The organism is Microbacterium sp. MYb45 (genome assembly GCF_002979655.1).
GTDB lineage: Bacteria > Actinomycetota > Actinomycetes > Actinomycetales > Microbacteriaceae > Microbacterium.
Genome location: NZ_PCPG01000001.1, coordinates 974591 through 997482 on the forward strand (window position 1 = coordinate 974591; position 22892 = coordinate 997482).

Annotated in this window: 19 protein-coding genes and 1 tRNA gene; 12 read left to right on the plus strand and 8 right to left on the minus strand. The window is 68.6% G+C overall.

Features of this window, described 5'->3' with window-relative positions; all coding sequences use genetic code 11:
- Positions 1-147: 147 nt before the first annotated feature.
- Genes tkt through pgl form a run of 6 tightly spaced genes read left to right on the plus strand, consistent with a single transcriptional unit; the run spans position 148 to position 8261 of the window.
- Entirely contained in the window at positions 148-2259 is a 2112-nt protein-coding gene (gene tkt, locus CQ034_RS04660) for a transketolase (protein ID WP_105710363.1), read from the plus strand.
- A complete protein-coding gene (gene tal, locus CQ034_RS04665; protein ID WP_029261749.1) occupies positions 2256-3368 on the plus strand; it encodes a transaldolase in 1113 nt (370 codons plus the stop codon). Before tkt ends, tal begins: the two co-directional genes overlap by 4 nt.
- Positions 3365-4972, plus strand: coding sequence for a glucose-6-phosphate isomerase (locus tag CQ034_RS04670; protein WP_105710085.1), 1608 nt, complete (start codon positions 3365-3367; stop codon positions 4970-4972). Before tal ends, CQ034_RS04670 begins: the two co-directional genes overlap by 4 nt.
- Before the next feature lie 21 nt (positions 4973-4993).
- Positions 4994-6544, plus strand: coding sequence for a glucose-6-phosphate dehydrogenase (gene zwf / locus CQ034_RS04675; protein WP_029261747.1), 1551 nt, complete (start codon positions 4994-4996; stop codon positions 6542-6544).
- Positions 6541-7476, plus strand: coding sequence for a glucose-6-phosphate dehydrogenase assembly protein OpcA (locus tag CQ034_RS04680; RefSeq protein ID WP_029261746.1), 936 nt, complete (start codon positions 6541-6543; stop codon positions 7474-7476). Before zwf ends, CQ034_RS04680 begins: the two co-directional genes overlap by 4 nt.
- 5 nt (positions 7477-7481) lie before the next feature.
- Positions 7482-8261, plus strand: coding sequence for a 6-phosphogluconolactonase (gene pgl, locus CQ034_RS04685; protein WP_029261745.1), 780 nt, complete (start codon positions 7482-7484; stop codon positions 8259-8261).
- A 33-nt stretch (positions 8262-8294) separates the two neighbouring features.
- Here the strand turns inward: pgl and CQ034_RS04690 are convergent, their stop codons facing one another.
- On the minus strand, positions 8295-9398 hold the full coding sequence (locus tag CQ034_RS04690; protein WP_231481795.1) for a DMT family transporter: 1104 nt from the start codon (positions 9396-9398) through the stop codon (positions 8295-8297).
- Between the two features lie 61 nt (positions 9399-9459).
- Between CQ034_RS04690 and def the strand changes: the two genes are divergently transcribed.
- Both def and CQ034_RS04700 read left to right on the plus strand, forming a co-directional pair.
- Positions 9460-10026 carry a peptide deformylase gene (gene def / locus CQ034_RS04695; protein ID WP_105710086.1) on the plus strand — a complete coding sequence of 189 codons (567 nt, stop codon included), beginning with the start codon at positions 9460-9462 and terminating at the stop codon, positions 10024-10026.
- A 51-nt stretch (positions 10027-10077) separates the two neighbouring features.
- Complete coding sequence (locus CQ034_RS04700; protein WP_146114796.1) at positions 10078-10566, plus strand: septum formation family protein; 489 nt, start codon at positions 10078-10080, stop codon at positions 10564-10566.
- 19 nt (positions 10567-10585) lie between these two features.
- On the opposite strand, the gene CQ034_RS04705 is transcribed toward CQ034_RS04700, so the two are convergent.
- Positions 10586-12004, minus strand: a complete 1419-nt coding sequence (locus CQ034_RS04705; RefSeq protein WP_105710088.1) for a CdaR family transcriptional regulator — start codon at positions 12002-12004, stop codon at positions 10586-10588.
- Between the two features lie 116 nt (positions 12005-12120).
- Between CQ034_RS04705 and CQ034_RS04710 the strand changes: the two genes are divergently transcribed.
- Positions 12121-13218: an alcohol dehydrogenase catalytic domain-containing protein gene (locus CQ034_RS04710; RefSeq protein ID WP_105710089.1), complete on the plus strand. Its 1098-nt coding sequence runs from the start codon at positions 12121-12123 to the stop codon at positions 13216-13218.
- A 48-nt stretch (positions 13219-13266) separates the two neighbouring features.
- Entirely contained in the window at positions 13267-14703 is a 1437-nt protein-coding gene (locus CQ034_RS04715; protein WP_105710090.1) for an APC family permease, read from the plus strand.
- Between the two features lie 122 nt (positions 14704-14825).
- On the opposite strand, the gene CQ034_RS04720 is transcribed toward CQ034_RS04715, so the two are convergent.
- The 5 genes from CQ034_RS04720 to dusB all read right to left on the minus strand — a co-directional run bounded on the left by CQ034_RS04720 (position 14826) and on the right by dusB (position 20196).
- Positions 14826-14901 (minus strand) — tRNA-Asn (locus CQ034_RS04720).
- A gap of 96 nt (positions 14902-14997) precedes the next feature.
- Positions 14998-15771, minus strand: a complete 774-nt coding sequence (locus CQ034_RS04725; protein WP_029261738.1) for an ATP-binding cassette domain-containing protein — start codon at positions 15769-15771, stop codon at positions 14998-15000.
- A gap of 36 nt (positions 15772-15807) precedes the next feature.
- A complete protein-coding gene (gene dnaG, locus CQ034_RS04730) occupies positions 15808-17667 on the minus strand; it encodes a DNA primase (RefSeq protein WP_105710091.1) in 1860 nt (619 codons plus the stop codon).
- The gene (locus CQ034_RS04735) at positions 17667-19052 is read right to left on the minus strand and encodes a deoxyguanosinetriphosphate triphosphohydrolase (protein WP_105710092.1); all 1386 of its coding nucleotides are present in this window, start codon (positions 19050-19052) and stop codon (positions 17667-17669) included. The genes dnaG and CQ034_RS04735 overlap by 1 nt, the downstream gene beginning before the upstream one ends.
- Complete coding sequence (gene dusB / locus CQ034_RS04740; RefSeq protein ID WP_029261735.1) at positions 19042-20196, minus strand: tRNA dihydrouridine synthase DusB; 1155 nt, start codon at positions 20194-20196, stop codon at positions 19042-19044. Before dusB ends, CQ034_RS04735 begins: the two co-directional genes overlap by 11 nt.
- Before the next feature lie 59 nt (positions 20197-20255).
- On the opposite strand from dusB, the gene CQ034_RS04745 reads away from it, so the two are divergent.
- Together CQ034_RS04745 and CQ034_RS04750 are read left to right on the plus strand one after the other, a co-directional pair.
- Positions 20256-20750, plus strand: a complete 495-nt coding sequence (locus CQ034_RS04745) for a glutathione peroxidase (protein WP_029261734.1) — start codon at positions 20256-20258, stop codon at positions 20748-20750.
- Positions 20751-20920: 170 nt separating this feature from the next.
- Positions 20921-22117, plus strand: a complete 1197-nt coding sequence (locus tag CQ034_RS04750; protein WP_181156207.1) for a metallophosphoesterase family protein — start codon at positions 20921-20923, stop codon at positions 22115-22117.
- Between the two features lie 63 nt (positions 22118-22180).
- Here CQ034_RS04750 and CQ034_RS04755 read toward each other — a convergent pair whose 3' ends face one another.
- Positions 22181-22855, minus strand: coding sequence for a DsbA family protein (locus tag CQ034_RS04755; RefSeq protein ID WP_029261732.1), 675 nt, complete (start codon positions 22853-22855; stop codon positions 22181-22183).
- Positions 22856-22892: the final 37 nt, after the last annotated feature.

Sequence of the window (22892 nt, forward strand, 5' to 3'; positions counted from 1 at the left end):
TCGTCTTCGCTATGCTGAGAGCACTCGCGCGCCCGGCGCTGCGCACACCCCTCCACCCGTCTCCGCGACGGTGCAGGATGCGCCAGGGAAGTTGCGGATGCGCCAGGGAATAAGGGCGCCCTCGAAACTGTCGGAAAGGGCATGAACGTGTCGGAATTGCAGTGGGATGAGATCGATCGACGCGCGGTGGACACCGCCCGAATCCTGGCGGCCGATGCCGTCGAGAAGGTCGGTAACGGTCACCCCGGCACGGCCATGAGCCTCGCTCCGGCCGCGTACCTCCTCTACCAGCGCGTGCTGCGCCACGACCCGACCGACGTCGACTGGCTGGGCCGCGACCGCTTCATCCTCTCTGCGGGACACTCCTCGCTCACGCAGTACGTGGAGCTCTACCTCGGTGGCTTCGGACTGGAGCTCGATGACCTCAAGGCGCTGCGCACGTGGGGCTCCCTCACCCCGGGTCACCCGGAGTACGGCCACACCAAGGGCGTCGAGATCACCACCGGCCCGCTCGGTCAGGGTCTCGCCTCCGCCGTCGGCTTCGCCTACGCCGCCCGCTACGAGCGCGGCCTGTTCGACCCCGAGGCGGCCGCCGGCACCAGCCCGTTCGACCACTTCGTCTACGTCGTGGCCGGGGACGGCGACCTGCAGGAAGGCGTGACCAGCGAGGCCTCCTCGCTCGCGGGCCACCAGCAGCTCGGCAACCTGATCGCCATCTACGACTCCAACCAGATCTCGATCGAGGATGACACCAACGTCGCCTTCACCGAGGACGTCGCGAAGCGCTACGAGGCCTACGGCTGGCAGGTGCAGACCGTCGACTGGAAGAAGACCGGTGAGTACGTCGAAGACGTCGCCGAACTGTTCGCCGCGATCGAGGCCGCCAAGGGCGAGACCTCGAAGCCGTCGCTCATCATCCTCAAGACGATCATCGGATGGCCGTCGCCCGGCAAGCAGAACTCCGGCAAGATCCACGGTTCCGCTCTCGGAGCCGACGAGCTCGCTGCCACGAAGAAGGTGCTCGGCTTCGACCCCGAGCAGACCTTCGTGGTCGCCGACGACGTACTCGCCCACACCCGCGGTCTCGCGGCTCGTGCCGCCGAAGCCCGCGCCGCCTGGCAGGAGTCCTTCGACGCCTGGGCCGCCGCGAACCCCGAGAAGAAGGCGCTCCTCGACCGTCTCGAGGCACAGGAGCTCCCCGCCGACATCACGGCCGCGCTCCCGGTGTTCGAGTCCGGCAAGGAGGTGTCGACCCGCGCCGCATCCGGCCAGGTCATCAACGCCCTCGCCGCCGAGCTTCCGGAGCTGTGGGGCGGTTCGGCCGACCTCGCCGAGTCGAACCTCACCACGATCAAGGGGGCGCCGTCGTTCATCCCGGCCGAGTGGTCGACCCATGAGTGGTCGGGCAACCCGTACGGACGGGTGCTGCACTTCGGCATCCGCGAGCACGCCATGGGCGCGATCGTCAACGGCATCGTCCTGCACGGCAAGACGCGCGCGTTCGGCGGCACGTTCCTCATCTTCAGCGACTACATGCGCCCCTCGGTGCGTCTCGCCGCCCTCATGAACATCCCGAGCATCTTCGTCTGGACCCACGACTCCGTCGCCCTCGGTGAGGACGGACCGACGCACCAGCCGATCGAGCAGCTCGCGACGCTCCGCGCGATCCCGAACTTCACGGTCGTCCGCCCCGCCGACGCCAACGAGACCTCGGCCACCTGGCTCGAGATCCTCCGTCGCCACGAGGGACCGGCCGGCATCGCGCTGACCCGCCAGAACATCCCGGTGTTCGAGCGCGGCGAGGGTGCAGCCTCCGGCGACACGTTCGCTTCGGCGGACAACGCGGCCAAGGGCGCCTACGTCCTCGCCGAGGCGCCGAACGGCACGCCGGACGTCATCATCGTGGCCACCGGCTCCGAAGTGCAGCTCGCTGTGAACGCCCGCGAGGCGCTGGCCGCCGACGGCGTGAACGTCCGCGTGGTCTCCGCTCCGTCGCTCGAGTGGTTCGACGAGCAGGACGAGGCCTACCGCGAGAGCGTGCTTCCCGCATCCGTCACCGCTCGCGTCTCCGTGGAGGCGGGCTCCGTGCTCTCCTGGCGCGGAATCGTGGGCGACCGCGGCCGCTCGGTCGGTATCGACCACTTCGGCGCCTCCGCCGATTACAAGACCCTGTTCGAGAAGTTCGGCATCACGACCGAGGCCGTCATCGCGGCCGCACGCGAGACCATCGCCGCAAACAGCACCAAGGAGAACGCATGAGCACCCCCACCGCACAGCTCGCCGCCGCAGGTGTCAGCATCTGGCTCGACGACCTCTCCCGCACCCGCATCGACTCCGGCAACCTCGCCGAGCTGATCTCGTCGCGCAACGTCGTCGGCGTCACGACGAACCCGACCATCTTCGCGAACGCGATCACCGACAAGAGCAACACGTCGTACGACGCACAGGTCACCGAGCTCGCCGCCTCCGGCGCGAGCGCCGAGGAAGCGGTGTTCGCCGCCACGACCCAGGACGTCGGCGCCGCACTCGATGTGTTCCGCCCCGTCTGGGAGGCCTCGGGACATGTCGACGGCCGCGTCTCGATCGAGGTCTCCCCCGACCTCGCCCACGACACCGCGGGCACCGTCGCTCAGGCCAAGGAGCTGTGGTCGAAGATCGACCGCCCCAACCTCCTCGTCAAGATCCCGGCCACCAAGGCAGGGCTTCCGGCGATCACCGAGGCGATCGCGACCGGCATCAGCGTCAACGTCACGCTGATCTTCAGCCTGGAGCGCTACGCCGAGGTCATCGACGCCTACCTGACCGGTCTGGAGCGCGCACACAGCGCCGATTTCGACCTGTCGAGCATCCATTCCGTCGCCTCGTTCTTCGTGTCTCGTGTCGACACCGAGACCGACAAGCGGCTGTCGGCGATCGGCACCCCCGAGGCCGAGGCACTCAAGAGCAAGGCCGGGCTCGCGAACGCGCGCCTCGCTTACGAGCTCTTCGAGCAGAAGTTCGCGGAGAAGCGCGCCCAGGACCTGATCAAGCTCGGCGCGAACCTGCAGCGTCCGCTGTGGGCCTCGACCGGCGTCAAGGACCCCGCGCTCCCCGACACCCTGTACGTGACCGAGCTGGTCGCCGACGGCGTGGTGAACACCATGCCCGAGAAGACCCTCGAGGCGACGTTCGATCACGGAGTCATCACCGGCGACACCATCACGGGCGGATACGCGGAGGCGCACCAGGTGTTCGATGACCTCGCCGCCGTGGGCATCGACCTCACCGACGTCACGCAGGTCCTGGAGGATGAGGGCGTCTCGAAGTTCATCGACTCCTGGCACGACCTGCTGGGTCAGGTGGCCGAGGCTCTGGAGTCCCAGCGATGACCTTCTCGATCCGCACGTCCGGCGCGGCGCGAGCCGCGATCGATGAGACCGTGCCCAGCCTGGTCCACGATCTCGTCGCCTCGCGCATCACCGGGGGCGACCCCACCCTCTGGGGTGCGGCCGCCGAGGCCGAGGCCGCCGTGCGCCTCGGCTGGGTGGAGGCCGTCTCGGTCTCCCGCCCGCTCGTCGCCGATATCGTCGCCCTGCGCGCCGATCTGAACGCCAAGGGCGTCACCCGCGTGATCCTCGCCGGCATGGGCGGCTCCTCGCTCGCGCCCGAGGTCATCGCGCAGACCGCGGGTGTGCCGCTGACGATCCTCGACTCCACGGCCCCCGGCCAGGTGCTCGCCGCTCTCGACGAGGGGCTCACCGACACCGTGCTGGTCGTGTCGTCGAAGTCGGGCTCCACCGTCGAGACCGATTCGCAGCGCCGCACGTTCGAGGCCGCGTTCCGCGATCTCGGAATCGACCCCGTGGAGCGCATCGTCGTCGTGACCGACCCGGGTTCGCCGCTCGATGTCTCGGCCCGCGAAGCGGGATACCGCGTCTTCAATGCGGACCCGAACGTCGGCGGCCGCTACTCGGCACTCACCGCTTTCGGCCTGGTGCCTTCGGGCCTCGCGGGCGTCGATATCGACGAGCTGCTGAACGAAGCCGAAGCGTCTTCGCTCGAGGTCGCGGTGGACTCCGCCGAGAACCCCGCGCTCCGTCTCGGCGCAGCGATCGCCGCAACGAACCCGCGACGCGACAAGCTCGGTCTGATCACCGACGGCACGCACATCAAGGGTCTGCCGGACTGGATCGAGCAGCTCATCGCCGAATCCACCGGCAAGGACGGCACCGGCATCCTCCCGGTGGTCCTGCTCCCGGTCTCTCCTGAACTCGACCCGGTGCCCGCCGACCTGCAGATCGTCCGCCTGGTCGACGACGCCAACGAGTTCCACCTGCACGAGCGCCACGAGGGCGAGATCCTCGTGAGCGGCACCCTGGGTGCGCAGCTCATCGTCTGGGAGTATGCGACCGCGATCGCCGGTCACCTGCTCCGGATCAATCCTTTCGATCAGCCTGACGTGGAGTCGGCGAAGATCGCCGCCCGCGGCCTTCTCGACGCCCGTCCGGAGCCGACTGCTCCGGCATTCGTCGAGAACGGTGTCGAGGTGCGTGTGTCCGACACCGCCCTCGCCGCCTCCGGCACCGTCGAAGGTGTGCTCGATGCGCTCTGGGCCCAGCTCCCCGCCGATGGCTACGTGTCGATCCAGGCATACGTCAACCGCCTCGAGGTTCCGCAGCTCCAGGGCCTGCGCGAGCTCGTCGCGGCGGACTCGGGTCGCCCCACCACATTCGGATGGGGCCCGCGGTTCCTTCACTCGACCGGCCAGTACCACAAGGGCGGACCGGCGCAGGGCGTGTTCCTGCAGATCCTGGAGCGCACCGAGGTCGATCTCGAGATCCCGGATCGCCCGTTCACCTTCGGGCAGCTCATCCAGGCACAGGCCGCCGGTGACGCGGCCGTGCTCGCCGAGCACGGCCGCCCGGTCGTCACGCTGACGATCACCGAGTCCTCGGACGACGTGCTCGCCCTCTTCGAAGCCGCACAGAAGTAACAGCAGGAGAATCCCCCACCCATGTCTGTTCCCATCTCGCGCGGGCACAACCCGCTGCGTGACCCCGATGACCGTCGTCTCAACCGGATCGCGGGGCCCAGCGCTCTCGTGATCTTCGGCGTCACCGGAGACCTGTCACGCAAGAAGCTGATGCCCGCGGTCTACGATCTCGCCAACCGCGGTCTGCTTCCGCCGGGGTTCGCCCTCGTCGGATTCGCTCGCCGCGACTGGGAGGACCAGGACTTCGCCCAGGTCGTCTACGACGCGGTCAAGGAGCACGCCCGTACGCCGTTCCGTGAGGAGACCTGGACGCAGCTGCTTCAGGGCATCCGGTTCGTGTCGGGTGAGTTCGACAACCCCGACTCGTTCCGCAAGCTCCGCGAGACCATCGAGAAGCTCGACGTGGAACGCGGCACGATGGGGAACCACGCGTTCTACCTGTCGATCCCGCCGAAGGACTTCCCGCTCGTCGCGAAGCAGCTGAAGGATTCGGGTCTCGTCGGCGAGAACAGCGATGATGACGAACGCTGGCGTCGCGTCGTGATCGAGAAGCCGTTCGGGCATGACCTCGAATCCGCCCGTGCGCTCAACGCGGCGCTCGAGGTCGCGTTCCCCGCGGACTCGATCTTCCGCATCGACCACTACCTGGGCAAGGAGACCGTCCAGAACATCCTGGCGCTGCGCTTCGCGAACGAGCTGTACGAGCCGATCTGGAACCGCAACTACGTCGACCATGTGCAGATCACGATGGCCGAGGACATCGGCGTCGGCGGTCGCGCCGGGTACTACGACGGTATCGGCGCCGCGCGCGACGTGATCCAGAACCACCTGCTGCAGCTGCTCGCGCTCACCGCGATGGAGGAGCCCATCAGCCTCTCGGCGGAGCACCTGCGTGCCGAGAAGGAGAAGGTGCTCGCCGCAGTGCACGTGCCGGACGACCTCTCCCTCGCCACGGCTCGCGGCCAGTACGCGGGCGGGTGGCAGGGCGGTGACAAGGTCACCGGCTTCCTGGATGAGGAGGGCATGAACCCCGACTCCACCACCGAGACGTATGCGGCCATCAAGCTCGAGATCGACACCCGCCGATGGGCCGACGTGCCGTTCTACCTGCGGACCGGCAAGCGTCTCGGACGCCGCGTGACCGAGATCGCCGTGGTCTTCAAGCGGGCTCCGCAGCACCTGTTCGGGCGTGGCAACGCCTCGGAGCTCGGGCAGAACGCGCTCGTCATCCGTGTGCAGCCCGATGAGGGTGTGACGATCCGCTTCGGATCCAAGGTGCCCGGCAGCGGGAGCAACGTGCGCGACGTCACGATGGACTTCGGCTACGGCCACGCCTTCACCGAGGCGAGCCCCGAGGCCTACGAGCGTCTGATCCTCGACGTCCTCCTGGGCGACCCGCCGCTGTTCCCGCGGCACGAGGAGGTCGAGCTCTCCTGGAAGATCCTCGACCCCGTGGAGAAGTACTGGGCGGCCGTCGGCGGTCCGGTGGAGCAGTACGCTCCGGGCTCGTGGGGTCCGGCATCCGCCGACGACCTGCTGGCCCGCGACGGACGAGTCTGGAGACGCCCGTGATCATCGACCTTCCCGACACGACCGTCAGTCAGGTCGCCAAGCAGCTCGTCAAGGTACGCGAAGAGGGCGGCGCCGTCGCCCTCGGCCGTGTGCTCACCCTGGTCATCGCCGCCCGCAACGGTGTCGCCGAAGCGGCCATCGATGCGGCCAACGACGCATCGCGTGAACACCCCATGCGCGTCATCGTCATCACCACGGGCGACGGCGATTCCCGCCTCGATGCCCAGATCCGCGTGGGCGGCGACGCCGGCGCGAGCGAGGTCGTCGTGCTGCGTGCCTACGGGGACGCCGCGAGCAACGAAGAGAGCCTGATCACCGGTCTCCTCCTGCCCGACGCTCCCGTGGTCGCCTGGTGGCCGGAGGATGCTCCGACCTCGCCGTCGACGTCACCGCTCGGCCGCATCGCCCAGCGCCGCATCACCGATGCCGCCACCTCGCCCGACGTGCGCGATCGGCTCGCGCTGCTCGGACGCACCCACGCCCCCGGAGACACGGACCTCGCCTGGACGCGTCTGACGCACTGGCGGGAGCAGCTGGCCGCTGTGCTCGATCAGCCGCCGTACGAACCCATCACGGGTGTCGAGGTGCGCGGTGGGTCGGCTTCTCCGTCGACCGCGCTGCTCGCCGCCTGGCTGCAGATGGCTCTGGGCGTTCGCGTGCGCTGGTCGTACGAGAACCCCGAGCACTGGCAGGAGGGCATCAAGTCGGTCCGTCTGACCCGCGCCTCCGGCGACATCCTGCTCGAGCGGCCTTCGCCCGGCATCGCCATCCTCACGCAGCCGGATCAGCCGAACCACGACCTCCACCTGCCGCGCCGCACGCTCCGCGAATGCCTCGCGGAGGAGCTGCGCAGGCTCGACCCCGATGTCCTGTACGGTCGAGTCATCACCGAGGGCTGGGAGAAACTGGGTCCGCCCGAGACTGGAGAGTGACGTCGATGCCGGTATCGTCCGCAGAGAAGCGGGTCGTGGTGGAATCCACCCCCGCCGCCCTCGCCGCCCGAGTAGCAGACCGTTTCCTCACGCGTGTTCGCGCGCGTACACGGAACGGTCGAGTCGCCCACATCGCCCTCACGGGAGGTTCGATGGGTGGTGCCGTGCTCCGCGCCGCGGCGGACGATCCGCGGTCCGCCGCGATCGACTGGTCACTCGTGCACTTCTGGTGGGGTGACGAGAGGTACGTGCCGCGAGACGACGCGGACAGGAACTCCCTGCAGTCGCGCCGGGCTCTCCTCGACCACATCCCCGTGCCCACCGAGAACGTGCACGAGGTGGCGGGGCCCGAGACCGGACTCACGCTCGACGAGTCGGCCGCGGCCTACGCCGCCGAGCTCGCCCGTTTCGGCACCGACGAGCACCCGTGGCCTTCCTTCGCCGTCTGTTTCCTGGGCGTCGGCCCCGACGGACACATCGCCTCGCTGTTCCCGGATCGGGAGGAGGTCACGGTCACCGACGCCGCTGTGCTCGCCGTCCGTGATTCTCCGAAGCCCCCGCCCGAGCGCGTCACGCTCACGCGCCCGGTGCTCAACTCGTCGAAGCGGGTGTGGCTCGTGCTCACCGGCGCCGACAAGGCCTCGGCCCTCGGACTCGCCCTCGCCGGTGCGAGCTACACGAGCGTGCCGGCTGCCGGCGCCAAGGGGCGCAAGCGCACCGTGTTCTTCGTGGATGAGGCCGCCGCTTCCGAGGTCTCACCCGACCTCATCGATCAGGCGTACTGACCCGCGCGTCACTCACGGCCCTCGCTCGTGCAGCTACTGCTGCTCGGTGGGACCGGAGCGCCGCGGTGGAAGGTCGCCGTCATCCGGGCTCTCGGAGCTCTCCGGACGTTCGCGTTCCGTCGCGTCGACGGCTGTCGTCCGCGAGGAGGAGGCTTCTGCGGACGCCCCCTGCCCGGTCGGCGTGCTCCCGCGCTCGATTCCCAGCTCCTGGCTGTCGCTGAGCACCTGTGGGTGGTAACGGGCGAGACCCACCACTCCCCACACGGCGATGGCTCCGGCGATCGCGAAGATCACCATGACCCACGGCGGTGCGGCCGCGGCCTCGCCGAGAACGACCATGCCGATCAGAACCGCGACGAGCGGATCGACGACCGTGAGGCCGGCGATCACCAGGTCAGGCGGGCCCGAACTGTAGGCGGTCTGCACGAAGTACCCGCCGACCGCGGCCGCGGCCAGGAGCGCGAGCACGCAGATCGCGGTGATCCACTCGAACTGACCGGCCTCGATGCGCTTGATGATCACCTTGGCGAGGGTGGCGACGAAGCCGTAGAGCACACCGGCGCCCACCACGTAGAACAGCGCCCGCATGCGGTGGCGGAGTATCAGCCAGCAGGCTCCGAGGATGATGATGACGACGAGCAGGAGGGCGAGAATCACGAAGAGCTCGCGCTCGGTGACCTCCTGCTCCGTCGCGTAGATCGCGGCGAAGAAGACGAACAGGAAGATCCCGCCGACGCAGCAGGCTATGGCTGTGAGCGACTGTCTCGTCGGACTGTGACCGGAGACTCTCGCGTTCAGGAGCGTCGTGATGACGAGGGCGATGGCACCGAGCGGCTGGACGACGATCAGCGGCGCCTGGACGAGGGCCGCGAGCTGACAGACCACAGCGAGGCCGAGCATGAGCGTTCCGACGAGCCAAGACGGCCGAGTGAGCAGCCGTTTCAGCTGGTCGAAGCTCAGGCCCGATGCCCCGTCAGCGCCGCTGAGACGCTCGACCTTCTCGACTCCCCGGTGCTGGTATTGCGCGCCGAGCGACATGAAGACCGCTCCGGCGAGGGCGAGAGGGATCCCGAGCAGGATGCCGGGGTTCTGGAACGCTCCCACGAGCTGATCGCCGACCTGTTCGGCCCCGTTCATCCATACCCCAGCAGTCACGGTACGAGCCTACCCGGCATGCGCCTCGGACTAGGGTTGTGACGTGGCTGTACTTCCGATTCGCATCATGGGCGACCCCGTCCTGCACTCCCCCGCGTCCCCCGTCGACGAGATCACCGACGACATCCGCACGCTCGTCGCCGACATGTTCGAGACGATGGACACCGCGCCGGGAGTCGGGCTGGCGGCTCCGCAGGTCGGCGTGCCCCTGCGCATCTACACCTACGCCTACGTGGACGACGACGATCAGCCCTGGCGCGGCGTGCTCATCAACCCTGAGCTGTGGATGGTGCCGCTCGAACCGGGCGACCCCGATCCCGACCTCGAATCCGAGGGCTGCCTCTCGTTCCCCGGTGAGCGTTTCCCCCTGCGTCGCTCGGAGCGGGTGCACGTGACGGCGACGGATCTGGACGGCCGACCGGTCACGATCGACGTGGACGGATGGCGTGCCCGGATCATGCAGCACGAGTTCGATCACCTCGACGGCATCCTCTATGTGGATCGTCTCTCCGACGGCGATTGGAAGACGGTGCAGAAGATCGCACGCAAGCGCGGATGGGGACGTCCGGGGGCGAGCTGGATGCCCGGTGTTGACGACCTCGAGGGCTGAGCCGCAGCACGAGTGGAGATCGTGTCCCCGAAGGCACGAAGGAAGATCAAGATGAAGCTGTACGAACGACCGTCTCTGCTGTTCGCCGCGTGCGCCCTGACGCTCGCGGTCGCCCTGACCGGCTGCGGGACCTCTGACCCCTCTCCTGAACGCAGTGCGACCGGCGACGGCGCTGGTGTCGCGAAGGTCGAGACGCCCGCGATGACGGTCGGTGACTGTCGCCTCGAAGCCACCAGCGGCCTGCCCGAAGACGCGGAAGTCGTCCCCTGCGCCGAACCCCACGACGAAGAGGTCTTCCACGAGATCGAGATGCCCGACGGCACCTTCTCGCAGCAGGCGGTCGAGGCAGCCTCCGCCGAGTGCGTCGGGGATGCGTTCACGGCCTTCGTCGGAGTGCAGCGGGAGGCGTCCGCGCTCGGCGTGTACCCGATCCCCCCGGCGGAAGAGACGTGGGACCAGCCCTACGGGCGCACCGTCTACTGCGTGCTGTTCGATCCGGCCGGACAGATCGAAGGAACGCTGGAGGGCGCCGCGCGCTGAGCGAACGCTCCGGTGACTCTCAGCCGTCCGACGCGCGCAGCGCGAGCCACGCGGCGACGCGATCGTCCGGATCGGCCAACGACAGCCCGATCAGATCCTCGATCCGTCGGATGCGAGCGGTCAGGGTCTGCCGGTGGATCCGCAGGCGGCTAGCACTCTCGCCCCATGCACTGTTCGTGGCGAGGAAGACCCGCAGCGTCTCGATGAGTTCCGTCCCTTGATCCCCCGAACGGAGCGGATCGAGCAGTCGGCCGACCCTGCCCACCTGCTCCCGATCGAGTTGCCCGAGCACGAACGACACGGTCGGGATCGCGGTGTAGCGGACCACACGTTCGCCACCGGCACGAGCCGCTTCGCACGCCTGGCGGGACTCGTCGACGCTCCGGGCGAGTGCGTCCGTGCCGGCCGGGCGTCCGAGGCCGAGGTACAGCGTCGAGGCGAAGGCCTCCACTCGGTGCGCGATCTCTTCCACGTGCTCTTCCCGCAACAGGCCCTGGATGAGTCCGCGCTGCGATGTGAAGACGTGCTCGGCGCCGAGTTCGTCCAACCACAGTGCGAGTAGATGCTCGACGTCGACGCCGCTCGTGCGGGACGCCAGAGCGAATCCCACGAGGGTCCGCTCGTGCACACCCCAGCGGCGGAGGAGGCGCGTCGCCCGGTCTCCGCCCTCGAGAACCGTCTCGAGCATCATCGATCGACCGAGACGCTCGAGATGGCTGCTGTCGCGCGTCCTCATGAGTAGATCGAGCAGCGCAGCGGCTTGCGAGCTGAGTTCCCGGCCCCGACCGGAGCTGTCGTTGCGCGGGGCGGTGACGAGCTGCGCGGTGACGTCCTGTCCGGGGCCCACGGGATGAACCTGCAGTGCTCGATGACGCACGCGGACGGGCCGGCCGATCGCGACCGCGATCGCGTCGTCGATGTGCAGGCTCCCCGCACCGGCGGTCGTGATCACCTCGCCGTGCCGGTCGAGGAGCACGGCCCATCCGTCGATCCGGTGTGCGAGTTCGGCGATGACGCCTGTGATCCCGCTGCGTCGAGCCGCGAGCGTGAGAACCCGCATCGCCGAGGTGATCGCTCTGGCCTCCGCGGCCTGGTCGACGGCGAGGAGGGCCGTGAGCCGGGGCATGAGCAGTTCCTGCGATGTGTGCGCCCCCACGATCGCGGTGATCCGCGCTGCGGAGAGCACCTGACGCAGCGGAGGCGTGTCGACGCTCGTGACGAGCACGATGTCGCGCAGGAGCGTGGCGCGTTCCGGATCGTCGACGAGCGCGAGGATGGGCTTCTCGTCCGTCGTCACGAGTGTCGTGAAGAGCCGGTCGGTCGGGATGCCGAACGCGTCGATCGCGACCACCGAGTTCACGTGTCGGGTGCTCGGGACCTCGCCCTGCAGGAGTTCGCCGTCGAGGTACCGCGCTACGGAGACGACATCACGAACCATACTTCGATCATACGAAATGTCGAACGCAGGCTTTTCCATTCACACATTTGTCGGATGCTCCGACCGGGCGCGCTCTCCTAGCATCGTGCGCATCCCCTCTCCACCCGAAGGATGTCATGAAAGCTGTTGTCTTCCGCGATCCGCAGTCACCGATCGAGTTCGTCGACGTCGACCTCGCGCCCCCGCGCGCCGGCGAGGTCCGCGTGCGAATCGCGGCCGCCGGCGTCTGCCACTCCGACCTGCACGTGAAGCGCGGCGAGTGGGATGCCGCTGCTCCCCTGGTCATGGGCCACGAAGGATCCGGCGTCGTCACCGAACTCGGTGAAGGCGTGAACACGCTCGCCGTGGGCGATCACGTCGTGCTGAGCTGGGTGCCGCCGTGCGGCGAGTGCCGCTACTGCCGCGCCGGTCACGAGGCACGGTGTCAGAAGGTCGCGACCGTGGTCGCGCCCCTCGGCGTGCTGTTCGACGGGACCTCGCGTCTCACCCGCGACGGCGAGACCCTGCATCACTACCTCGGCGTCTCCTCGTTCGCCGAGGAGGTCGTGGTGCCCGCGTCCGGAGCCGTGAAGGTGCGCGACGACGCCCCGCTCGATGTCGTCGCCGTCGTCGGGTGCGCGGTGGCCACCGGCGTCGGAGCGGTGCTCAACACGGCCGCGGTCGAGCCCGGTTCCACCGTCGCGGTGATCGGCTGCGGCGGCGTGGGCCTCAACGTCGTCCAGGGGGCGCGACTCGCCGGTGCGGAGCGCATCGTCGCGATCGACGTGCGACCCGAGAAGACCCAGCTGGCCCTGCAGTTCGGCGCGACCGACCGCATCGACGCCTCGCAGGGCGACGCCGTCGCGCAGCTGCGGGAACTGATCTCCGACGGGGTCGACTACGCCTTCGACGCCATCGGACGCACCAGCACGACGGAGCAGTCGATCCAGATGCTCGGGCTCGGCGGCGCCGCCGTGATCGTGGGCCTCCCCCCGACGGGCGCCCGCGCGTCATTCGAACCCCTCGTCCTCGCCGAAGCCGATCAGCGCATCCTCGGATCGAACTACGGCTCCGTCCGCCCCTCCATCGACGTTCCCGCTCTGGTGGACCGCTACATGGACGGACAGCTCAAGATCGACCCCCTGATCTCCGGGCGGCGCCCGCTGTCCGAGGCCGCGGCGGCCCTCGACGATCTCGAGACCGGTTCGGCACTGCGTACGCTCCTCATCCCCTGACCGCGCACCGCGGACCCTCACCCCTGAAACCCGAATCCAGGAGAACCCATGTCTGACACCGTCGTCGCCCCGCCCGGCGCGCCCCAGGATGCCGGCCTTCGCACCGGCGTCATGAGCGGCCCCGAACTCGCCGCTCAAGCCATCGCCAACATCGCCCCCAGCGCCGTCATCGCCTTCACCGCGGCGGCGATCTTCCTCGGTGCGGGCAACGGCACCATCTACGCCTTCGCCCTGGCGACGATCGTCATCCTGTGCGTCGGCTACTGCGTCGTCGTGTTCGCTCGCAAGCACGCCTCGGCGGGTTCGCTGTACACGTACGTGTCGAAGGGCCTCGGGCCGTTCGGCGCCTTCCTCGCCGGCGTCACCCTGCTGATCGGCTGCTTCGGCATCGCGGCCGCCTCCCTCAGCGGTTCCGTCAGCTACATGGCCCAGTTCCTCCGCATGCTCGGCCTTCCGGCCCAGGGACTCGGATGGGACATCGGCCTCGCCGTCGTACTCGGCGGGTTGGCGACGCTGTTCACCATCCGCGGCATCCGCCTGTCGGCCCGGGTCTCGCTCGTGCTCGAACTCCTCTCCGTGGGTATCATCCTCGTGCTCCTGGTCGCGGCACTCATCTGGGCCGGACCCGCCGCGTGGGACCCCGCTCAGGTGCTCGCCACCGGATCCTCGTTCCAGGGGGTCGCGTCGGGCATGGTGCTCGGCATCCTCGGGTTCGTGGGGTTCTCCTCCGCTGACGCACTCGGCCGAGAGGCCAAGGAGCCGTACAAGGCGATCCCCCGCGCGATCATGTGGAGCGCGCTCGGCGTCGGAGTCCTGTACGTGTTCGCGGCGTATACGCAGATCACGGTGTTGGGCGACGACCTCGCCACCTCGGCCAGCCCGCTGGAGAGCATGTCGGCTCTCATCGGCATGCCGGCCTGGTTCGCCGCCGCCCTCACGATCGGTGTCTCGGCCTCGTTCTTCGCGGTCGTCGTCGCTCCGCTCAACGTGATCGGGCGCATCGTGTACGTCATGGGCAAGGAGGGCGTGGTCGCCGAGCGGTTCGGTCGCACCCACGAGCAGCACCTGACCCCGCACCGCGTGCTGATCATCGCCGGCGCGGCCGCGATCACGGTCGACATCGTGCTGCTGCTCTCGGGAGCGGCGACCGGCGACATCCTCGTCTGGGTGAACACCTGGGGCACCTACGGCTACATGGTCGCCTATGCCCTCGTCGCGATCGCCTGCGTCGTCTACACGCAGCGGGCGAAGATGCGCAACGGCCTCGTGAAGGTGTGCGCGACCATCGCGGTCGTCACCATGGCGTACGTGTTCTTCGCGAACGTCTGGCCGGTGCCGGCGTTCCCGTACAACGTGATCCCGTACATCTTCCTGGCCACCGTCGCTCTCGCGCTGACCCGGTACCTCTACCTGTCGCGTCGTCGACCCGACGTGATCGCCCGCATCGGCAACACCGAGACGAGCGCCATGGAGGGCGTCGGCTGACGCCGTCCTCCCCCACTGATGAGAAGAGCCCCTTCTACCGAAGGGGCTCTTCTCTCCATTTCAACCGCTCGATCCCGCGTCTGAACGAGAAAAGCCCCCTCCGTGGAGGGGGCTTTTCTCGTTGGCTCCCCGGCTTGGACTCGAACCAAGAACCTGCCGGTTAACAGCCGGCTGCTCTGCCAATTGAGCTACCGAGGAATGTGCCCGCTCAGCGGGCAACTCGACAAGCTTAGCAAACTCCGGAGCGACTTCAGGACACCGGGGCGCCCTTCGCGGATGCCGGGCGTGTCGTGCTCAGCGGCGAGAATCCGACTCCGCATTCGGGACCCAGAGCAGGTCACGTCCGACGCCCCGGGCGACCACGTGACCGGCGCGCAGCATGAGCGTTTCGGCGTTGAGCTCGCGGATGAAGTCCGCATCGTTGGTGACGAGCAGCGCGGCCATCCCCTGCTCCTTGCGGCGTCGGGTGATGGCGTCGAACACCACCGGTCGCACCTCGAGATCGAGGTTCGCGAGGATCTCGTCGGCGATCAGCACCTTCGGCTCCAGGACGAACGATCGTGCGATCGCGACACGCTGGCGCATCCCGGCGCTGAGCTCGTACGGGAACTTGGCCGCCGTGCCGAGCGGAAGGTGCAACTCGTCCAGGAGCGTCGCCACGCGGATCGAGAGCGCCTTGGTGTTGACCTTGCGCTCGCGGACGAGGATCGGCTCGGCGATGACCTCGTTGACGGTCAGCCGCGGCGGCAGGTCGGCACCCGCCCCCTGCGGCACGAAGCCGGTGCGGTAGGTGAGGATTCTGTGCTTGCGTCCCGGCCGGCGCACGTCGACGCCGCACACCTGCGCGCTCCCCCCGACGACCTTCACCGAAGGGTCGGTGGAACCCGCGAGAGCGGCGACCAGAGTGGATTTTCCGGAACCCGTGGGGCCGGCGACGCAGATCAGTCCCCCGGGAGCGAGAGAGAAAGTGACGCCGTCAACGGCGCGGGTCGGCATCCCGTGGCCGATCCGGTCGATCACGAGATCCGAGCAATCGATCGCGTTCGTGGATTCTGGCCTGCGGGACATGTGTCCATCCTGCCTTCTTCGCGGTGCAGGGCGGGGTTACGACTCGGCGAAGCGCTGACGCTCGGCATCGATGTCGCGCAGGCGCATCCGCAACGCACGGCCCCCATCGGAATCCGCCGGCACCCGCTGCACGGCGCCGAGAAGCTCCTGCTTGTCGCGCTCGAGCTGGCGCAGGACGAGTCGTCGGGCGAGGTCGGCCACGGTGGCGACGGCGCGCTCCTCATCCCGCGCGGGGAAAGGCGTCATCAGCAGCTCACCCGCCAGCGAGCGATAGGGCTCGCGGACGCTGTTGACGGCCTCCGTCACCCAGCCGGCCCTGGTGCGGTCGGGCGCCGCCGCCACGGCTTCGCGCACGGCGTCGAGACCCGGGGTGCGGAACGGCATGCCCAGCGCCCGATTCAGGAGGGCCTGATCGACCTGATGCCCGTACTGCAGGGCACCCATCAGCGCGTCCCGTTCGACCGCGACATCGGGGCTGCGCGGAAGACTGGCGAGTGTGACCGGCGCCACGACCGATGCCCCGGTCGCGGGATCGACCTGCGGAGCCTCGCGACGCGAGTGCTGCGGCGTGGAACCGCCACGCGCCGCGCGCTCGACCTCGCTACGCACCTCGGTGGGATCCATCCCGAGTCGCCGTGCCAGGACACGCTCGTAACCCGGGCGAAGGAGCTGGTCGCGGATCTCGGCCACGATCGGCGCCGCAGCCCTCAGAGCGCCCACGCGCCCCTCGACGGTGGAGAGATCGAAACCGCCCAGCTTGCGGTCGATCGCGAACTCGAACATCGGCTGCTTGGTGTCCATCAGCCCGCGAACGGCCGCGTCGCCACGCTGGAGGCGCAGATCGCACGGATCGAGCCCGTCCGGGGCGACCGCCACGAAGGTCTGCGCGTTGAACCGATCGTCTTCCGTGAAGGCTCGCAGCGCGGCCTTCTGGCCGGCCTCATCGCCGTCGAAGGTGAAGACGACCTCGCCCGAGGCGTTGTCATCGCCCATCACGCGCCGCAGCACCTTGATGTGGTCGGTGCCGAATGCCGTGCCACACGTCGCGATGGCCGTGGTGAGACCGGCGAGGTGACAGGCCATCACATCGGTGTACCCCTCGACCACGACGACACGGCGGGGGTCTCCGCGCGCGATGTCGCGCTTGGCGAGGTCCAGTCCGTAGAGGACCTGCGCCTTCTTGTAGATCGGGGTCTCCGGGGTGTTCAGGTACTTCGGGCCGTTGTCGTCGTCGAAGAGCTTGCGCGCGCCGAAGCCGATCGTCTGACCCGAGACGTCGCGGATCGGCCACACCAGGCGCCCGCGGAACCGGTCGTAGACGCCGCGCTGCCCGGTGGAGACCAGGCCGGCGTTGCTGAGCTCTTCGCGCGTGAAGCCCTGTGCGGTGAGCGCCTTGAGCATGCCGTCCCAGCCGCGCGGCGCGAAGCCGACGCCGAAATGAGCCGCGGCTCCGGCGTCGAAGCCGCGCTCCCCGAGGAAGCGGCGGCCGGCCTCGGCATCCGGCGTGAGCAACTGTGCGCGGAAGAACTCCGCGGCCGCGGTGTTCGCCGCGTAGAGACGGCTGCGGCCGCTCGTCTCCGGTGCCGCTCCCCCGTCCTCATAGTGCAGCGTGTACCCGATACGGCCGGCGAGACGCTCGACCGCCTCGGTGAAGCTGACGTGGTCCATCTCGCGCAGGAACGAGTAGACGTCGCCCGACTCGCCGCAGCCGAAGCAGTGGTAGTAGCCCACTTGCTGGCGCACATGGAAGCTCGGACTCTTCTCGTCGTGGAAGGGGCACAGTCCCTTGAGCGAACCCACGCCCGCCGACTTCAGCGCGACACGCTCACCGACGATGTCGGCGATGTTAGTGCGCGCCTTGACCTCGTCGACGTCGGCCTGCCGGATCCGCGGCATCAGCGCGCCCCTTCGGCGATGGGCCGCCTCTCGGCGTGCGCCCGAGCCCCGGGTCGAGCGTGACGAGGAGTCCAGATGCCCACCTCGGCCGGATCGATCTCTCCCACGAGCCGGTTGTGCCAATCGATCGCGCTCTGGTCGGTGAGGCTCGCGATCTGATCCACGACGACCCTGGCGCGCTCGGCATCGTCCTCCGCCGCGATGAAGTCGGCAGCGAACGCGGGCTCGAGCACGTCGGATCCGGCGGACCACAGGGCGTCTGTCGACCACAGCGCCTCGGCGAGCCGCGTCAGAACGCGCCGCTGTTCCTTGTACACGCCCTTGCGAGCCTCGATCGTGACGATGGCCTGACCCATGATGCCCTTGAGCACCGCGATCTCGACCTCGATCACCCGCGGGACGACGACATGGGCGTTGTAGCGAACCAGAGCCGTGCTTCCGTACGCCTCTTTGGTGGCGGCGACCGCGGCTTTGGCGAAGCGGCCGATCAGATCGCTCGTCAGGTTCTTGAGCCGGGCGAGCGCCTGCCGTGAGCGGTCGAACGACGCGAGCCACATCGGCTGGGACGAGAGGCGGTACAGCGCATCCGCCAACTCGTCGCGAGTGAAGTCGTATCCCACCCACTGCTGGATGCGTCCGAGCAGCGCATCGTGCGCACGCGGATCGGCCAGCTGCGCGACGTCGACGTATCCGTTGACGATCGCGTCCTCGAAGTCGTGCACCGAGTATGCGATGTCGTCGGAGAGATCCATGATTTCGGCCTCGATGCACCGCAGGCGTCCGGGGGCTCCCTCGCGCATCCACCGGAACACAGCCTCGTCCTCGGGGTACACGCCGAACTTGAGCCGCCCACCGGGATCCGGCACCGGACTGTCGACCGTCCACGGGTACTTGCACGTCGCGTCGAGGCTGGCGCGCGTCAGGTTCAGTCCGACCGAGCGGTCATCGTCGTCGAGCACCTTGGCCTCGAGCCGCGAGAGGATGCGCAGCGACTGGGCATTGCCCTCGAAGCCGCCGATCGGCTCCGCCCATTCGTTGAGCGCCCGCTCGCCGTTGTGTCCGAACGGCGGGTGGCCCAGGTCATGGCTCAGACAGGCGGTGTCGACCACATCGGCCGAGACGCCGAGAGCGACCGCCAGCTCCCGTCCGACCTGCGCCACCTCGAGCGAGTGTGTCAGGCGGTTGCGGGCGAAGTCGGCCGTGCTGGCCGGGCTCAGCACCTGTGTCTTCGCGGCGAGCCGACGCAGAGCTGCGGAATGCAGCACGCGTGCGCGATCGCGCGCGAAGTCGTTGCGCTCCGAACGATGGGTCTCCGCGAAGAAGCGCTCGGCGTCGCGCGCGTCGTAACCGTCGGCGCGCAGGCCGACCTGAGGATCAACCGCCACTGTTCTCGATCTCCGCTCCACGCATCATCTCCGATGCCGACGAGGCGAGCTCCCGCGACTCCAGCCACTTGTCCGGCAGTGCCGTCCGCTTCGGATGCCCGGAGCGTCCGCGCTGCCCCTCGGCATCCGCACCGGGATACGGAGCGGTGTGATCGAGTCGCCCGAGGAAGTCGTCGATCTCCGCGAGGCTGGATGCGGTGGCGAGCCCGGTGCGGATGTCACCACCGACCGGGTATCCCTTGAAATACCAGGAGACGTGCTTGCGGATGTCACGGCACCCGCGATCTTCGTCTTCGAAGAACTCGACCAGCAGCTCGGCATGCCGACGGAAGGCGTTCGCGACGAACCCGAGCGTGGCGTCGACCGTCTTTCCCTCGCCACCGAAGGCGGTGGCGAGCTCACCGAACAGCCACGGGCGTCCGAGGCAGCCGCGTCCGACCACGACACCGTCGCAGTCGGTCTGCGCCATCATGCGCACGGCATCGTCGGCGGACCAGATGTCGCCGTTGCCCAGCACGGGGATGCTCGTGACGGCCTGCTTCAGCTCGCCGATCGCGTTCCAGTCGGCGTGCCCGGAGTAGAACTCGCCCGCGGTGCGCGCGTGCAGGGCCACGGCGGCTGCACCGGCATCCTCCGCCGCGCGCCCGGCGTCGAGGAACGTCAGGTGATCCTTGTCGATTCCCTTGCGCATCTTCACCGTGAGCGGCACGTCACCCGCCGCCTTGACCGCCTGGTCGACGATGTCGGCGAACAGCTTCGACTTCCACGGCAGCGCTGCTCCCCCGCCGCGGCGGGTGACCTTCGGCACCGGGCATCCGAAGTTGAGATCGATGTGGTCGGCATGGTCTTCCGCGACGATGATGCGCACGGCCTCGGCGATCGTCTTCGGGTCGACACCGTAGAGCTGAATGGACCGCGGCGTCTCGGACTCGTGGTGCCGGATCAGACGCATGGTCGTCTCGTTGCGCTCGACCAGCGCACGCGAGGTGATCATCTCGCTCACGTAGAGCCCGGCGCCGTACTCGCGGCACAGGCGCCGGAAGGCGGTGTTGGTGATACCCGCCATGGGTGCGAGGACGACCGGCACGTCGAGGTCGATCGGGCCGATGCGAAGGGGGCGGGCGGGGGCGGTGGCGAGAGTCATGTCCTGTCCATTCTCCCAGACGCGGAGCCCGGAGGGATGCGGCGACCTAAGCTGTGAATATGACCGATTCCGCGCTCCGTTCGATCCCGTTCACCGATGCCAAGGGCGAGGAGAAGACGCTCGACGATCTCGGCGCCGACGTGGTGCTGGTGGTCAACGTGGCGTCCAAGTGCGGACTCACCCCCCAGTACGAGCAGCTCGAGGAACTGCAGCGCCTGTACGGGGACCGCGGCTTCACGGTCGTCGGCTTCCCGTGCAACCAGTTCTTCGGCCAGGAGCCGGGCTCCGTCGACGACATCCTCGAGTTCTGCTCTACGACCTACGGCGTCACCTTCCCGGTCAATGACAAGGTCAAGGTGAACGGCAAGAACGCGTCGGAGCTCTACAAGGCTCTCAAGGAGACCCCGGACGAGGGCGGCAAGGCCGGCCGCGTCGAGTGGAACTTCGAGAAGTTCCTCGTGCTGCCCGACGGCGACGTCCTGCGCTTCCGTCCGAAGCAGAAGCCGGACGCCCCCGAGATCGTCAGCGCGATCGAAGCAGCACTGACCCGCTAAGTCACGTCGGATCGAGCGCGGGGTCGGTGCGGTTCACCTCCGCGTAAGCCGCGCGCTTCCCTGATCTGCGGGCGAACACGGGGCTCGTTCATCTCCTCGTCAGCCCGACGCCATCTGGCCTCCCTAGTCTCACCGCGGCGAACATCGCCCGAAGACGAAGGAGACCACGCATGCCCGACCGTCTGCCGATCAGCCGGCGCACCGTCCTCACCGCCGGAGCGCTCGGCGCTCTCGGAACCGCCCTGCCCCTCGGTACCGCCTCCGCAGCCGCGGCCTCGGACATCGCCCCGGCGGGCGCCGGAGCCGGCCGCGGTCTGCGTTTCCGCGCCGACGGGACCTTCAAGGTGGTGCAGTTCAACGACACGCAAGACGATGAACTCACCGACCGCCGCACGGTCGAACTGATGGAGAAGGTGCTCGATCAGGAGAAGCCCGACTTCGTCGTCATCAACGGCGATGTGATCACCGGCGGCTGCGAGACCCGGCTCGCCGTGAAGCAGGCGATCAACAACGTCGTCACGCCCATGGAGGCCCGGCGGATTCCGTGGGCGGTCACCTACGGCAACCATGACGAGGACTCGCTGCCGCAGTCGGGCGTGGACGAGGCGGGAATGCTGAAGATCTACCGCTCGTACGAGTACAACGTGAACGCCGAGAGCACACGGGGCGTGACCGGTACCAGCAACACGATCGTGTCGATCGGCTCGGCCGCCCGGAAGAACCGCGAGGCGTTCGCCCTGTGGTTGATGGACTCGGGGCGCTACGCCCCCGGCACGATCGACGGCCAGGACTTCGCCGGGTACCCGACCTGGGACTGGCTGCGGATGGACCAGGTGGCCTGGTACCGCGAGCAGTCGCAGCGTCTCGAACAGCGGCGGGGGCGCAAGGTACCGGGGCTGATGTTCCTGCACATCGCGCTGTGGGAGCACCGCTTCATGTGGTGGGGCGGCGTGGACACCCGCACGGAGGCCGATGCCGCGCGCGGCAAGGCCCGGCACGCCATCGTCGGTGAGCGCAACGAAGACGAGTGCCCCGGTCCGTTCAACTCCGGGATGTTCAATGCCATCCTCGAGCGCGGCGATGTGAAGGGCGTGTTCGTCGGCCATGACCACATCAACGACTACGTGGGCGACTACTACGGCGTCATGCTGGGCTACGCCCCCGGCACCGGGTTCGGCGCCTACGGTCTCGACGGCGCTGAGCGCAACCGTATGCGCGGTGGTCGGGTCTTCGAGCTCAAGGAAGCCGGTGACGAGGTGACGATCGCGACGCGTGTCGTCTATGCGCGCGAGCTCGGCATCGATCTGACCGCGAACGACCAGCCCATGGAGCCGCTGCCGCTCGGCCCGCGCCAGCAGCGGATCTGACGCACACACGGGGCGACGCCGGGGACCCGTTCGGGTCCCCGGCGTCGTGTTGTCCGGCGGGTCTCAGGCCTCGACGGGTTCGTCCCGCTTGGCCCACAGGTCGCGGATCACGTTCTCGAACGCGGCCGGCGGCTGTGCGCCACTGATGCCGTACTGGCCGTCGACGACGAAGAACGGAACGCCCTGGATGCCGTAGGCCCGTGCCTGCGCCTGATCCTGACGCACGGCCGGGAGGTACTGCTCGCTCTCGAGCGCTGTGCGGGCGCGGTCGGCGTCGAGCCCCACCTCGGCCGCGAGGGCGACGAGGTCGTCGATACGCCCGACGTGCTTGCCCTCGGTGAAGTAGGCGGACATGAGCCGCTCCTCCATCTCGTGCTGCAGCCCTTCGGCCTTCGCGAAGTGCAGCAGCTCGTGCGCCTTCACGGTGTTGGTGTGCTGCAGGATGTCGAAACGGTACTCGAGCCCCGCGTTCGCGGCGACACCGGTCACGTTCGACAGCATCTGCTCGACCTGCTCCCGCGGCATGCCCTTGTGCCCGGCGAGGAAGTCGATCTCGTCGCCGTCGAAGTCGACCGGGGTGTCGGGCGACAGCTCGAACGAGTGGAAGGTGATGTTGACCTGCGGCGCGTCCTCGTCGGCAGCGACCGCTTCGAGACCCTTCTCGAGGTTGCGCTTGCCGATGTAGCACCAGGGGCAGGCGATGTCGGACCAGATGTCGATGGAGATGGGTTCAGTCACACTTTCATCCAACCGCATGCGCCTCCGAGCTATTCCG

Coding starts and splice junctions, on each gene's coding strand:
- tal (WP_029261749.1), top strand. CDS start 2,256: ATGAGCACCCCCACCGCACAGCTCGCCGCCGCAGGTGTCAGCATCTGG.
- CQ034_RS04670 (WP_105710085.1), top strand. CDS start 3,365: ATGACCTTCTCGATCCGCACGTCCGGCGCGGCGCGAGCCGCGATCGAT.
- zwf (WP_029261747.1), top strand. CDS start 4,994: ATGTCTGTTCCCATCTCGCGCGGGCACAACCCGCTGCGTGACCCCGAT.
- pgl (WP_029261745.1), top strand. CDS start 7,482: ATGCCGGTATCGTCCGCAGAGAAGCGGGTCGTGGTGGAATCCACCCCC.
- CQ034_RS04690 (WP_231481795.1), bottom strand. CDS start 9,398: ATGAACGGGGCCGAACAGGTCGGCGATCAGCTCGTGGGAGCGTTCCAG.
- CQ034_RS04700 (WP_146114796.1), top strand. CDS start 10,078: ATGAAGCTGTACGAACGACCGTCTCTGCTGTTCGCCGCGTGCGCCCTG.
- CQ034_RS04705 (WP_105710088.1), bottom strand. CDS start 12,004: ATGGTTCGTGATGTCGTCTCCGTAGCGCGGTACCTCGACGGCGAACTC.
- CQ034_RS04710 (WP_105710089.1), top strand. CDS start 12,121: ATGAAAGCTGTTGTCTTCCGCGATCCGCAGTCACCGATCGAGTTCGTC.
- CQ034_RS04715 (WP_105710090.1), top strand. CDS start 13,267: ATGTCTGACACCGTCGTCGCCCCGCCCGGCGCGCCCCAGGATGCCGGC.
- CQ034_RS04725 (WP_029261738.1), bottom strand. CDS start 15,771: ATGTCCCGCAGGCCAGAATCCACGAACGCGATCGATTGCTCGGATCTC.
- dnaG (WP_105710091.1), bottom strand. CDS start 17,667: ATGCCGCGGATCCGGCAGGCCGACGTCGACGAGGTCAAGGCGCGCACT.
- dusB (WP_029261735.1), bottom strand. CDS start 20,196: ATGACTCTCGCCACCGCCCCCGCCCGCCCCCTTCGCATCGGCCCGATC.
- CQ034_RS04745 (WP_029261734.1), top strand. CDS start 20,256: ATGACCGATTCCGCGCTCCGTTCGATCCCGTTCACCGATGCCAAGGGC.
- CQ034_RS04750 (WP_181156207.1), top strand. CDS start 20,921: ATGCCCGACCGTCTGCCGATCAGCCGGCGCACCGTCCTCACCGCCGGA.